The sequence below is a fragment of the Paenibacillus sp. 598K genome (assembly GCF_003851045.1).
In the GTDB taxonomy this organism is placed as follows: domain Bacteria; phylum Bacillota; class Bacilli; order Paenibacillales; family Paenibacillaceae; genus Paenibacillus_D.
Genome location: NZ_BFBX01000083.1, coordinates 89,889 through 103,089 on the forward strand (window position 1 = coordinate 89,889; position 13,201 = coordinate 103,089).

11 protein-coding genes are annotated in these 13,201 nt (G+C 61.5%); 9 read left to right on the forward strand and 2 right to left on the reverse strand.

Annotated elements, in window-relative coordinates:
- Positions 1-4 precede the first annotated feature (4 nt).
- From PA598K_RS22645 to PA598K_RS22675, 7 genes are read left to right on the forward strand one after another with little or no spacing between them, the layout of a single operon-like run.
- Complete coding sequence (locus tag PA598K_RS22645; RefSeq protein WP_128659141.1) at positions 5-3,745, forward strand: heparinase II/III domain-containing protein; 3,741 nt, start codon at positions 5-7, stop codon at positions 3,743-3,745.
- A 28-nt stretch (positions 3,746-3,773) separates the two neighbouring features.
- Positions 3,774-4,841, forward strand: a complete 1,068-nt coding sequence (locus tag PA598K_RS22650; RefSeq protein ID WP_128659142.1) for an aldo/keto reductase — start codon at positions 3,774-3,776, stop codon at positions 4,839-4,841.
- Positions 4,838-6,622, forward strand: a complete 1,785-nt coding sequence (locus PA598K_RS22655; protein WP_128659143.1) for a hypothetical protein — start codon at positions 4,838-4,840, stop codon at positions 6,620-6,622. The genes PA598K_RS22650 and PA598K_RS22655 overlap by 4 nt, the downstream gene beginning before the upstream one ends.
- Positions 6,619-8,343 carry a hypothetical protein gene (locus tag PA598K_RS22660; protein WP_128659144.1) on the forward strand — a complete coding sequence of 575 codons (1,725 nt, stop codon included), beginning with the start codon at positions 6,619-6,621 and terminating at the stop codon, positions 8,341-8,343. Before PA598K_RS22655 ends, PA598K_RS22660 begins: the two co-directional genes overlap by 4 nt.
- Positions 8,340-9,593 (forward strand): DegT/DnrJ/EryC1/StrS family aminotransferase, encoded by a 1,254-nt coding sequence (locus PA598K_RS22665; protein ID WP_128659145.1) that lies wholly within the window; start codon positions 8,340-8,342, stop codon positions 9,591-9,593. Before PA598K_RS22660 ends, PA598K_RS22665 begins: the two co-directional genes overlap by 4 nt.
- Positions 9,594-9,607: 14 nt before the next feature.
- A complete protein-coding gene (locus PA598K_RS22670) occupies positions 9,608-10,471 on the forward strand; it encodes a hypothetical protein (protein WP_128659146.1) in 864 nt (287 codons plus the stop codon).
- A 2-nt stretch (positions 10,472-10,473) separates the two neighbouring features.
- Complete coding sequence (locus PA598K_RS22675) at positions 10,474-11,466, forward strand: Gfo/Idh/MocA family protein (RefSeq protein WP_185602175.1); 993 nt, start codon at positions 10,474-10,476, stop codon at positions 11,464-11,466.
- A 7-nt stretch (positions 11,467-11,473) separates the two neighbouring features.
- On the opposite strand, the gene PA598K_RS22680 is transcribed toward PA598K_RS22675, so the two are convergent.
- Both PA598K_RS22680 and PA598K_RS36415 read right to left on the reverse strand, forming a co-directional pair.
- On the reverse strand, positions 11,474-12,184 hold the full coding sequence (locus tag PA598K_RS22680) for a GT-D fold domain-containing protein (protein WP_128659148.1): 711 nt from the start codon (positions 12,182-12,184) through the stop codon (positions 11,474-11,476).
- A 62-nt stretch (positions 12,185-12,246) separates the two neighbouring features.
- Positions 12,247-12,402: a hypothetical protein gene (locus PA598K_RS36415; RefSeq protein WP_185602176.1), complete on the reverse strand. Its 156-nt coding sequence runs from the start codon at positions 12,400-12,402 to the stop codon at positions 12,247-12,249.
- A gap of 156 nt (positions 12,403-12,558) precedes the next feature.
- On the opposite strand from PA598K_RS36415, the gene PA598K_RS22685 reads away from it, so the two are divergent.
- Positions 12,559-12,780, forward strand: a complete 222-nt coding sequence (locus PA598K_RS22685; RefSeq protein ID WP_128659149.1) for a hypothetical protein — start codon at positions 12,559-12,561, stop codon at positions 12,778-12,780.
- A 119-nt stretch (positions 12,781-12,899) separates the two neighbouring features.
- Complete coding sequence (locus PA598K_RS22690) at positions 12,900-13,151, forward strand: DUF3892 domain-containing protein (protein WP_128659150.1); 252 nt, start codon at positions 12,900-12,902, stop codon at positions 13,149-13,151.
- Positions 13,152-13,201 lie beyond the last annotated feature (50 nt).

Sequence of the window (13,201 nt, forward strand, 5' to 3'; positions counted from 1 at the left end):
AATAATGAGCGCATCACATGCAAATGAAGCAAGGAGATGGATCGCCCGCCTGGTGGCGGCGGCCCTGCTGCTCCATCTGCTCGGCGCGGCGGGGCAGCCGCCAATGGCTGTGCGTGCGGAGTCGATGGAGCTGATCGCCAACGAGGGCTTCGAGACGGTCGTCTCCGGCCAGCCTGCGAGCTGGGTCATGTATGGCTCCGGCGGCACGCTGAATAGCAATACCGATCCGGCGTACGTGCGCAGCGGCGCGGCTAGCGTCAAGCTGGTCGATTCGCTCACGGACGAATCGTTTGGCCTGCGCAGCGCGCTCATCCCGGTAACGCCGGGCGTCAGCTACAAGGGCAGTGTCTACGCCTACCAGCTCTACGGCAATGCGCATCTGTATCTGGAGTACTGGGACGTCAACGGCAATCGCATCGACGTGCAGACACTCACCGGTACCGTGACGGCCCAGTGGGAGAAGCTGGAGATCACGCGCACCGCTCCGGCGGGGACTGTTCATGCGACGCTGCTGCTATATTTGGACATTGCAAATGTCGGGACGACGTATTTTGACGATGCTTCCTTGCGGGCGGTGGATGCCAATCTGGGGTTTGAGGATGTAGCTGCGGGCAAGCCGCTGCGCTGGACGCCGCTCGATAGCGGTGCTGTCTACGAATCAGCCCAGGACATCGTCTACTCTGGCGACTACAGCGTCAAGCTTACCGATGCCTCCGCGACCTTGTCGACCGGCCTGCGCAGCAGTCGGCTGTCGGTCGAGCCCGGCTCCGTCTATGAAGCGACGATCCAGGCCTATAACCTCGCAGGGGGCGGCCAGCTCTACCTCGAGTATTGGGACAGCTCCCACACGAGGATCGGCGTGAAGATCGGCGAGTCCAGCGACCTCAATCAATGGAGCGTTATTCGCGCCGAGCTCGCTGCGCCTGCGGGGACGGCCTATGCGACGCTGCTGCTCTATCTGCACGGCAGCAACGTCGGTACGACGTATTATGATGAGGCGACCCTGGCTCTCGTCCCGGAGGCCCCGGTCCGCGAGTTCCCGCTGGCGGTGAGCGGTCATCCGCGCCTCTACTTCACGAGCGCGGACCTGCCGACCAAGCGGGCGCATACGCTGGATACGACGCACAGCTTTTTCGGCAAGACCGGCAGCCAGCTATGGAGCGAGCTTGAGGCCAAGGCCGATGCCTATCTGTCAGAGACGAGCTACTCGGTGACGTATTACGGCGGTCATCTCGTCTCCTACCCGCTGCCGCCGGCGCAGCCGGGGCCGATGGCCAATCCGCCGGGCTTCACGGACGGGACCTATCCGTACTGGACGCTGATGAGCCGGGCGGTGGAGGAACGTCTCGAGATCCTGTCGCTCGCGTATGCGATGACCGAGGACGAGGCGTATGCGGACAAGGCCAAGGATTATTTGATGTCGGTGATCGGCTGGAGCGCCTGGACCGATCCGGGCTACGGCTGCGCAGGCGTGACCTGTCTGGATACGGCGCATCTGACGATGGGCGTCAGCATGGCTTACGATGTGCTGTACCCGCTGCTCACGGCGACGGAGCGCCAGAGCGTCCGCTCGGCGCTCGAGACCAAGGGACTGGAGCCGTTGTATACCGATGTCCAGACCAAGGTCGATGTCAACCTCCAGATGCTGCGGGCATCGGCGCTGGCGAGCGGCGGCTCGGTGCTGCTCGGCGAGTCTCCCAATGCCGAGCGGTACTTGACGCGGGCAACCGATTATTACGCGTGGTACCTGGATACGCGGATGAACTCGGGGCAGCAGGAGGGGATGCTCTACACTAGCTATTCGGTGGACAACATGATCCGCGGCCTCGATCACCTCTCGCGAGTGACCGGGATGCGGGATTATATCGAGCATCCGTTTTTCGACGACTTCTTGACCCGGTGGGTCAATTATTTCCTGGCGCCCGGCGGAGCAGGATTGGCCAATTACTCGGACTCGAGCGCAGCCAACTTTTTCACCTTGACGATGCTGGCGGTTAACAGCTGGCTGGATAGCGGCGCAGCCGGCAGATACTTGGTGGAGACCGAGGGGAGCTCCGACGCCTTCTCGCAGTTCCTGTTCTACGATACGACGCCGACGCTGGGCGGGCTTGAGACATGGCCCAAGTCGGCCGTACTGGAGGAGATCGGCTGGGCGGCGCTGCGCTCGGGCTGGGACAAGGAGGATACACTGCTGACCTTCGTCAGCAATGACTCGAAGCTGGGGCATAACCATTACGATCAGAACAGCTTCCAGCTCGCAGTGAACGGCTCCTGGATTGCTGGCGACCCGGGGTATCAGGAGTTCTCGGCAGGCGCGGCGCATGACTATACGTCCAAGCTCGGCCATAGCACGATCCAGGTGGATGGTCAGGGTCAGTCGCAGCTCGGCGGCGGGACGCTGACGCGCGGCATGATCTCAGACGGCTACAGCTATGTGCGCGGCTCGGCTCCCGGAGCATATGGCAGCCCTTCGTTGACTCGCTTCGACCGTCATATCGTCCATGTGAACAACGATTACTACGTCATGCTCGACGATCTGCAAGCCGATGTCGCCCGCACCTTCGACTGGGTGCTGTTCAATGGCAATTTGTACGACTTCGCGATCGACGGCGCGGCCGCTGCTTACGGACAGACGACGGCGGGCGAGGATCTGTGGTTCACTAACGGCGCCGCCTCGCTGAACGTCAAGTTCCTGGGCGGGCAGCCGCTGGCGATGCGCGTAGGCTCGTATGCCGGAGCTGAGAGCTACGGTCAGTATACGAAGGTGCAGAGCCCCGCTCCTGCGCAGAGCTACCAGTTCCTGACGGTGCTGAAGGCGACGCCGAGCAGCGGCTCGGACTATGTGCAAGCCGAGGATCTGGTGCCCCCGGCAGCGACGTCGGGCAAGACGGTCTCCGTCTTCAACGCCGCCAACGCCCGACTGGCCTTTTATCCGGCGGATCAGACGGGCGATTACGTCACCTACGCAGTGGAGGTCGAGGAGGCCGGCACGTATAACCTGGCGACGCTGTTCATCCAGTCTCCGCTCTACGGACGGGTGCAAGCCTATGTCGATGGCCAGCCGGTCGGCGGTGTATTCGACGGCTATAGCCCGCTCGTGCAAGCGGCTGCGCCGTTCGAGCAAGGGCAGGTGACGCTCACTACCGGCAGTCACACGATCCGCTACGAGACGGTTGGCAAGCATGCAAGCTCCGGCAACTACTTCATCGGCATCGATGCGATCCGTCTGCAGCCGACAGGCGGTGCGGGCGGTGCGGGCGAGCTGCAGCAGCTCGAGGCCGAGCGGCTGACGGGCAGCGGCGCGACCGGCGCGCTCGTCGCCCGCGATGATGCGAGCGGCATCGTTGACCGGATCGTATTCCGCACAGGCAGCTCGGCTTATACGATCGACGGGATCGCTGCCGATGCGGAGCAAGCCGTCGTCTCGGCGACGTCCGACGGGACGGTCAAGGGCTTCTCGATGACCGGCGGCAGCACGCTCGCTTACGCAGCCGTCACGCTCCTAGCTGCGCCGTCTGCGATTCGCGCTTCCTTCGAGGTTGACGCTCTCGCTGGGGTGACGAGCGGCGTCGTAGAGCTGGATGCGGCTACAGCGGTGGACATCCATGCCGCAGATGCGCTGTCGGCGATCTATCTTAACGGTAGCCTCATGTCTGCCAACGCCTACAGCTACGATGCTCTCACCGAATTAGTGACGCTCTCCCTGCCAGCGGGCGCTCATCGGATCGAGCTGCATGCAGCCTAAGCGTCACATAAGTCAGGAGCGATGAGTCATGAACGAACAACAGATGAACGCAGCGATGCTGAATGTGCCGTTCCGCAGCGACGACTTCCATGGCATGCCTTACCGGTATATGGGGCGCTCGGGACTGCGCGTCTCGAGTGTCGGCCTCGGCACGTGGAAGATCGGCGATCCCGAGACGGGGGACGGCTCCCGGGTCGACCGGGAGACCGCGCTCCGCATCTTCGACCGGGCGATCGAGCTCGGCGTCACGCACTGGGATACGGCCAACCGCTACCATAATGCCTCCGGCAATTCGGAGCGGATCATCGGCGAGTGGTTCCGCCGTCATCCCGAGCAGCGGCGCAACGTCGTCGTCGCGACCAAAATCTATGGCGGCATGGACGGCTACTCGCCAAACCATAGCGGCTTGTCGAGAGGCGGCATCCTCGACGCCGTCTACGCCAGTCTGAAGCGACTGGGTCTGGAGTATATCGACCTGCTCTACTTCCACGGCTTCGATGCGAGCGTCCCCGCCGAGGAAAGCTTGATGGCGATCGAGGATCTGGTGCGTCGCGATCTCGTCCGCTACTTCGGCGTCTCGAACTTCTCCGTCGATCAACTGGCGACGTACCGGGCGGCACAGGCATCGCTGAGCGGGCGGTGCCAGGTACAAGCCGTGCAAAATCAATACAACCTCGTCCAAGGCGAGGCAACCGAGCAAGGTGTGCTGGCGCAGGCGGTCCGGGAGGGCTATGCCTACGTGCCGTGGAGCCCGCTCGCGAGAGGCTTGCTGACCGGTCGCTATCTGGACCGGCAGCAGGCGGCGCCAGGCGACCGTCTCTACGACGAGGGAGCCGAGGTGGGGGAGCCGTCCCATGAGATATGGCAGCAGATCCGCGAACTGGCGGATCTGGCGAGGCAGTGGGAGCTGGAGCTGAGTCAGCTCGTCATCGCCTACATGCTGGCGATGCCTGGCATGGGGCCGATCATCGCGGCTGCCTCGACCATCGGACAGCTCGAGTCCAATGCGCGAGCCGGTACGATTAAGCTTACGGACAACCAGAGATTGCAGATGAAGGCGATCCTGGAGTGCCCGTCGACAGGAGGATACAAGTGAACGCCCAACAACGAGTATACGACTATACCGAACGGATCGAGCCTTGCCGCAACTTCAATATATTGGCGATCGCGACCGTCATCGACCCGCTGGACGGCAAGGAAAAGCTGGTGCTCTCCAACTTCGCAGCTGGCGCGGTCGGCAATCTCATCCTGATCGACCCGGAGAGCGGCGATGGCGAGTCGATCCGCCTGCCGGGCGACGAGGGAGCCTGGGCAGTGCTCGATATCGGCGATGGCTGTCTGCTGATCGGGACCTGCTCGCAGCATGGCTACCTGCATCGACTGGATCTGCGCACGAGGCGATGGTCGCGGCCGCTGCAGCTCGCAGGCGAGTCCTACATCTGGCAGCTGGCCCGAGGCTCCGACGGCATGATCTATGGCTGCACCTATCCCGGCTGCCTGCTGCTGCGCTATGACCCGGATCGTCACGAGCTGCGCTCCGCAGGCCGAGCCTCAGCGCATCCTGGCAATCTCTATGCGCGCCATGTCAACGGCGATGTGCCGGGCTGGATGATCGTCACCGGCGGCATGGAGGAGCATTTTGCTGTCGCCTATCATCTTGAGACGGCATCCTTCCGACCGGTCGCCAGCTTCCCGGACCGTGTCGTCGTCGCCTCGGGCGATCCCGGCTCGTTTGTGCTCGAGAGCGGAGGTCGCCGCTATCGCTACGGGATCGACGATCTCGGACTCGTCGACATCTCGCCCGCCCCGACGGGCAGACATCCGCTAGGCGAGCTGGAGCTTGCTGATGGCCGACGGGCAGGCGTACGAGGCCAGGATTACTATATCCGGCGACCGGAGGCGACGGCTGGAGGATATCGTCGGATCCCGACGGAGGCGCCTTCGACGCTGGTGCATACGCTCGCCGTCGATGAGCAGGGTCACGTATGGGGCGCCAGTGCCTTCGGACAGACGATCTGCCGTTACGATCCGCGCACCGGCGAGCTGTGGAACTCCTCCGCCGTCTGCAATGGCGGCGGGGAGGTATATGGCATGGTGTTCGCCGCAGGACGGCTCTATCTGTCGGCCTATGCGGGGGGAGATCATATCGTCTACGATCCGCTTCAGCCGTGGGCCCAGCATGATAATATCAACCCTCGTACGCTGCGCTCCGTCGCCCCGGCGATGATCCGGCCTACCGGCAAGAGCGTGCTGGGACCGGACGGCGGCATCTGGACCGGCTGGTCGGCCCGATATGGCGTCTATGGCGGAGGAATGTCGCGGATCGATCCGGCCACTCTGGAGGTGCAGGCATGGTACGATCTCATCCCTGAGCAGCAGGTGGCAGGGCTGGCGGCCGATGATCGTTACTTGTACTTTATTACCGACGGAGGCGCCAGCGGACTAGCACCCAAGGAGGATGCCTTTCACTTCGTCGTGCTGACGACCGAGGGGGCGATCGTGTACGACCATGCCTTCGATAAGGGCGTCCGGCCGACGGCTGTGCTCGCTAGCGGAGGCATCGTCTATGTCTGCCTGGACGAGGGGGTGCATTTCTTCGATCGGGAGCGGCTGCAGTTCGTCGGGCAGTCGTCGCTCGGGACGTTATGCCGTTGTCTGATCGCGCTGGATGAGCGGACGATCGGCGCATTCGGAGATGACCGGCTGCTCGGGATCGACCGCGAGCAGCGGACGGTATGTACGCTGGCTGAGTTGCCCGGCCAGGTAGAGACTGCGGCAGTTGCTCCCGATGGAGATGTCTACTTCGCTGCGGGTGTGAAGCTGTATCGGCTGGAGCGCGACCGCGTGACGGCTGTTGACAGGAGGGGCGAGCGATGAGGATGGCGCAGGTAACGGTGCTGATCGACGGCGCGACGGCGAGGCGGCGACAGCGGTATGGACTCAATGCGTTCGAGTCGTATATGACGGAGATCCTCAAGCATGCCGGCATCCCGTATACCGTCATCGACCATATCGGAGAGGTCGCCGTATCGCGACCGGATGTGCTGGTCGCGGCGCTCGCCGACGACACCGAAGCAGAAGCTCAGCGACTCTTCGACTATGTCGAGCAGGGCGGTACGCTCATCGCCTACGGCGGCTTGCCCAAGCTGGCGCGGCGGCTCGACAGCGTGCGGGCTACCAGGTGGGAGACGGGCTACGCGACGGTGCCGGAGTCGTACGGTCGCTTCCCAACGCTGCGAGCGCTGGAGATCCACCCCTGGACGGTCGCCGATGCCGCATCTCGGGGCGTCGCGGAGTCGGGCAGCGTGAGCTTCCGGGAGCCCGGCGCAGCACAGGTCGCGCCGCTGATCCAGTCCTTCGCCGCAGGCGCTGGCCGCATACATCGCTTCAGCGTCAATGTCCCGCTCTGTGTCGTCGGCTTCCAGCAAGGCCATGAGCCAGTCGTGGCGGATGGACTGCCAGCGCCTGATGGGAGCGCAGCCGTCGACGAAGGCATCCTGAAGGCGGACGACGTCCATCGGATGGACTGGACGCTCGATCGGCGGCAGACCGCGAGCGGCCAGTCGTACTTCGCCGAGCCGTATGCCGACCTGTGGCGAGAGGTGGCGATCGGCCATCTGCTGCAGACGGTCGTCGAGCTGGAGCTGACGCTGCCCTTCACCGCCTACTGGCCGGAGGGGATCGAGGCGGTCGCGACGATCTCGCATGACAGCGACGGCAATCTCGATGAGCAAGCCGTCCGCACGCTCGAGCTGCTGGAGGCGCTGCAGCTTCGCTCGACCTGGTGCATGCTGGAGCCGGGCTACAGCTCCGGCATCTATGAGCGGGTGCTGGGGGAGGGGCACGAGCTGGCCTTTCATTATAATGCTCTCGCTTCGCAAGGCGGCGTCTGGAGTCGGCGTGAGTTCGAGCGCCAGTTGGATTGGTTGCGAGAGGCGGGGGGCGAGTCCGGGATCGTCTCCAACAAAAACCACTATACTCGCTTCGAGGGCTGGGGCGAGCTATATCGCTGGTGCGAGGCGAACGGGATCGCCGTCGATCAGACGAGGGGACCGAGCAAGGGAGGCAATGTCGGCTTCCTCTTCGGAACCTGCCAGCCGTATTACCCGATCGCATGGGCGGACGAGGGCAACCGGTTGTATCACGTGCTGGAGCTTGGCTTCCTGACACAGGATCTGGATATTGGTCGGCCGTGGTCGGACAGCAGTATCACGCCCGTCCTGCTGGAGCGTGTCCAGCGGGTCGGCGGCGTCGCGCACTTTCTTTTCCACCAGTGTCACATCGAGAGCAAACCAAGCGTCGTGCAGGCGCTCGCTTCCTTCGTCGGCCAGGCGCGGGAGCGGGGCTTGGTATTCTGGACCTCCCGCGAGATCGAGGATTGGGTGAGACGACGCCGAGCGGTGCGGATCGCGCAGCAGGCAGACGGGCGGTATACGCTTGCGAGCGAGGCGGAGCTTGACGGCTTGATCGTCTGGGAGCCGCTGGCTGCCGGGGCAGCCGAGACGGAGAGCGGCGATACCGCGATAAGGTTCGGCGTGCACTGCCGCAAGCTGTCGTATACCGTGCTTATACAGGGGGCAGGAGGGGGAGACGAATGAAGGAGATATTAGCGATCGAGGGCGGCCAGCCGGTGAAGACGACGCCGTTTGGTTCGGGACAACGCTTTGGATTGGAGGAAGCGATGCAAGTATTGGAGGCGTTGCAGCAGAATACGTTGTTCTATCATTTCGGCAACAAGGTCAAAACGTTCCTGAACGATTTTAATGAGCTGTATGGCGTCTCTTACAGCGTAGCTGCGTCATCGGGGACGGCGGCGCTCCATATCGCGATGGGGGCAGCGGGCGTGACGGTCGGGGATGAAGTCATCACGAGCCCGATCACTGACCAGGGGACTTTGATCGGAATCCTGTATCAGAATGCGATCCCGGTGTTCGCCGATCTCGACCCGCATACGTACGGGATGGACCCCGCCTCTATCGAGGCGCGCATTACCGAGCGGACGAAGGCGATCGTCGTCGTCCATCTGGCGGGTAATGCTTCGGATATGGATGCGATTATGGACATCGCCAGGCGGCACAAGCTGAAGGTGATCGAGGATTGCGCGCAGAGCTATCTGACGCGTTATAAAGGACGTCTGGTCGGCACCTTCGGCGATTACGGATGCTTCAGCACCAACGATTTCAAGCATATCTCTACGGGTGACGGCGGGATCGTCACCGTCAATTCGGGCGACGAGCAGGATTATCGCACCACGCATGCATTCGCCGACAAAAACTTCCAACGCTTCGAGGATGCGGTCCGTAAGGAGCTGCATTATCTCGCCCCCAACTATCGCATGACTGAGCTGCAGGGTGCGGTCGGCATCGCCCAACTCAAGAAGTTGCCCTGGATCTGCTCGGTCCGGCAGCGTTACGGCGACCAGTTGACGACGGAGCTGCGCGGCTTGCCCGGCATCGCTGTACATGAGGTGAAGCCGGAGATCGAGTGTACCTACTGGTTCTATATGCTGAGACTTCGGCTGGAGGAGCTGACCTGTACGCGCGAAGCTTTCTGCGCGGCGCTAGCAGCAGAGGGCGTGCCCAATATGATGGGCTATATCCCTGCCGTCATGTACAAGCAGCCGATGTTCCAGAAGCGACAAGCGTACCTGGGCAGCCACTTCCCATTCGAGCTGACCGGCGCGACCTATGAGGAGGGGCTCTGCCCCGTGGCAGAGGACATCCTGGCGACCGCCGTCCGGCTGCCGATTCATGAATTTTACACACCGCAAGACATGGCGGAGACAGCAGCCGCGATCCGCAAGGTGGCGACCTATTACGCCAAGGGCCAGGCGGATGCCGAGCCTTGAGAGGAGAAGAACGCATGAGGATACGGACGATTCCGACGCATTATTATCAGCATCATGACGCCGACTTTGACGCAGCCGTGCCGGCCGAGGGCTATGGCGGCTGGAAGCGGGCCGAGCTGCCGCTCCATCTGGACAAGACGGCTGTCGTCGTGATGCACGCTTGGAATGCCGGCACGCGGGAGCAGTATCCGGGCTGGCATCGGGCGGTCGAATATTTGCCGCGGGCTGCACAGATTCAGGAGGAGGTGTTCCCGTCCTTGCTCGGCGCTGTGCGGGGCGCGGGGATGAAGCTGTTCCATGTCGTATCGCCCGATCATTACTATGAGAGCTATCCGGGCTATGCGCGCACGCTGGCGATCGCAGGACGGGAGGAGGAGCCGAGGCCGGAGCAGATCGTCATGGACGAGGTGTTGCAGGAACTGCAGCGTTTCCGCTATCGCCACGGGTTCCCCGGCGATCATAATCGCTCCGATATCGAGGCGGGATTCGCCGACCTAAGCTTCTTGCCTCAGTCGGAGCCTCAGGAGGACGAGGAGATCGCCGCGACCGATCGGCAGCTCTATGCCTTGTGCCGACATTATGACATCAATCATTTGATCTATGTAGGCTTTGCGATCAATTGGTGTCTATTGCTGTCCGAAGGGGGAATGGCGGGCATGTCCCGGCATGGCATCCTCTGCTCGGCAGTGCGCCAGGCGGTGACTGCTGTGGAGAATCGGGAGACCGCAGCCCGGGAGTTGAACAAGGAAGCTGCATTGTGGCGAGTGTCGCTGGCGTTCGGCTTCGTCTACGATGCCGAAGAGCTGATCGAACGCTTGTCTTCATCTCCAGCAGCCAACGGGAGCTTACCAAAATCTAACCATGACGAGGAAGAATGACGATGAAATTCGCAATCGCAGGATGCCAGCATGTGCATATCAAACAATTCATCGACGAGATGCTGGAGCTGGGTCATCAGTTCGTCGGCATCGTCGATGACAGCGACTTTTATCTGCCGGAGCTTTATGCCAAGGACTATGACGTGCCGAGGCTGGATAGCCTGGATAGGCTGCTGGAGCTGGGCGTCGAGGTGGTGGGCAATGCCGAGCGCAACGACCGGAAGCTGGATGTGATGGAGTGGTGCGCCTCGCACGGGCTGCACGTCATGACGGACAAGCCGATCGCCGTCGATGAGGCGGGCTTGCATCGGCTGAGGCAGTTGATCGACCGCCGCGAGGTCGCGATCGGGATGATGCTGACCGAGCGGTTCGAGCCGAGCCTGCAACGGCTCAAGCGGCTGATCGACGATGGCGAGCTGGGCGAGCTGCTGGACGTAACGTTCCTCAAGCCGCACAAAGCAGCTTGCCATCGACGGCCGGATTGGTTTTTTGAGAAGTCGGTCAATGGCGGGCTGATCATCGATCTGCTCATCCATGATGTCGATCTGATGAACTGGCTGCTCGGGCGGCCAATCCTCCAGTACGAGGGCAAGCTGCTCAAGACGACGCTCTTCGACTACCCGGAGCTGTATGACAAGGCGATCCTGAATATCGTATACGAAGGGCTGGTCACCGCGACGATGAAGTCCGATTGGCTCATGCCAGAGGCGGTCCAGGCATGGGGCGACGGGCGGATCTTCGTCACCGGCACGAAGGGGCGCGCCGAGATCCGCTCGGCTGGCGACCTGACCGGGGAGCCTGGTCCATGCGTCATCCTCATGACCAACAGCCAGCCTGCGCAGCGGCTAGACGTACCCGATACGCCGGTCAAGCTGAGCGAGGACTTCATGCGTCAGATCCGTGGCGAGGCCACGGTACTTGCGCCGGAGGACATCTATGCCTGTAATGAAGCGGTCATCCGAATGGATCGCGCCGCCGCCAAGCTGATCCTGTGACACTCTACTAGTACTTTAGGGTACCAGTATAATCCCAAGCATCAAAGCCCTGTTCGTCGGCTTGAACGGAGAGCTCTGCCCCGGACCCAAAGTCAACGCCAACAGCGCCCAGCTTTTTGGCGTGAATCGTCAACACCTTGCCTGGGACGCCTGCACATACAAGAGCCAGGCGATAGGGCTGTGAGCTATACATGAGACTCATATGATGCATGGCCTCTTCATGGTGATCCCAGGTGGGGCAGTCTACAGCTCCGACGATCCCGGTCCAACCGTATCTGTCTTGCAGCACCTTTTGGTACTTCACAGCTTTAGCGCCGCATAACAGAACCTTTGTGTCCTTAAATGCACTGTAAAATCGTCTATCACGGGAGATGTGAGCATTGGCAAAGGCATAAAACGTATTGTCCAGCTTGGGTTTATAAAAACTAGCTACCATATCGAAAAGCGGCTTAAACCCCCACTGGGGCTCAACTAGGTGGCCTACCAAATCAGCTTCGCGCAGACAGGCCACGAGTTTCTCCCGAGCGCTTGCATTAGGAAGCGTAATGTACTTCGGATGGTTGACCCAGTCGTACTGGGTTTTCATGAACTCCATCGTCAATATCTTTTCGTGTGCCATTATGGCACAGGAGGTATCTCCAAATCGAACAGAAGCATAGGGTTCACCGGATGCAACCTTTTGTATCCATGTGTCCAAAAGCTCATTATTGGTCAGCACAACCAAGTTCCCTCCCTGATGTCTGATGCGCAATAGCCGGCAGCCTGGAAGGGCATGTCCGGCTATTGCGTCTTGTTGTTGGTGCTGGAGTCGTCTGTAGTCTCTGTGTCTGCTACCGCAATCGACAGTAGGCCGACCAGACCGCCGATGACCAATACCGCAGCGCCGATGATCGCTGCCTGATCCGAGAGACTGCTCGCGTTGTCTCGCTTCTTCATATAGCCCTTTTTTTCTCCTCCTGATGGCAATCGCCCTGATTCTTTACTATATTCGGCCTGGCGCGGTTTTGTTCCGCCAAGCGAACGGAGTAAGCCCCGTTTGGCTAAGGCTCCGTTGGTCGATACTGAGGCTAGATGCAGGAAAGGAGGGAGTAGATGCGGTGGGCTAGAATGCTGCTGGCGGCATGGGCGCTGCTGTGGTGGCCGTCCTCATGCATGCAGGAGCGCGATGCACAGCCAGCGTCCGTCATCGAGGAGGTCTATCCCGATCCTTATGGCGATCGCGTGCTCCGCGATGTATACGGTCCAACGGAGCTGAGACCGCAGCTTGTGCCGGATCGGCTGTATGACGGACAGCGTACGCTACAGGAAGATTAATGCCATTAAATGTCGGGCAGCGGATAATCGGGCGAGAGCTGGAGAGACTATTAAATGACGGGAGGACGTTATAGCTTCCGTCATACCAAGTCTACAGTCTGCGAAAGCGAGGGATACCCATGGACAATAATCTGCAAGCAAGCGATCAGCGCGAACAGATCGTCGCAGTGCAGAAAAACGGCGACGGCGATCTCACCGCATTCAAAACCGCATCCGGACGTGTACTGTCCTACGAAGAAGTGCTGCAGGCGGTGCAAGCCGGACAACTGGCCGGCGTCAATGCCTTCAAGGGCCGGGACGGCGAGACGTATATCCGCGGCGATGCCGACGGCGATCCGTCCAACAACCTGGATCAGCTGCCCCTGTTCTAGGGCGACCATATATAGGCCTGGAGACAGGCAACGCAAAGAAGACCTCCCGC

Coding starts and splice junctions, on each gene's coding strand:
- PA598K_RS22645 (WP_128659141.1), top strand. CDS start 5: ATGAGCGCATCACATGCAAATGAAGCAAGGAGATGGATCGCCCGCCTG.
- PA598K_RS22650 (WP_128659142.1), top strand. CDS start 3,774: ATGAACGAACAACAGATGAACGCAGCGATGCTGAATGTGCCGTTCCGC.
- PA598K_RS22660 (WP_128659144.1), top strand. CDS start 6,619: ATGAGGATGGCGCAGGTAACGGTGCTGATCGACGGCGCGACGGCGAGG.
- PA598K_RS22665 (WP_128659145.1), top strand. CDS start 8,340: ATGAAGGAGATATTAGCGATCGAGGGCGGCCAGCCGGTGAAGACGACG.
- PA598K_RS22670 (WP_128659146.1), top strand. CDS start 9,608: ATGAGGATACGGACGATTCCGACGCATTATTATCAGCATCATGACGCC.
- PA598K_RS22675 (WP_185602175.1), top strand. CDS start 10,474: ATGAAATTCGCAATCGCAGGATGCCAGCATGTGCATATCAAACAATTC.
- PA598K_RS36415 (WP_185602176.1), bottom strand. CDS start 12,402: ATGAAGAAGCGAGACAACGCGAGCAGTCTCTCGGATCAGGCAGCGATC.
- PA598K_RS22685 (WP_128659149.1), top strand. CDS start 12,559: ATGCGGTGGGCTAGAATGCTGCTGGCGGCATGGGCGCTGCTGTGGTGG.
- PA598K_RS22690 (WP_128659150.1), top strand. CDS start 12,900: ATGGACAATAATCTGCAAGCAAGCGATCAGCGCGAACAGATCGTCGCA.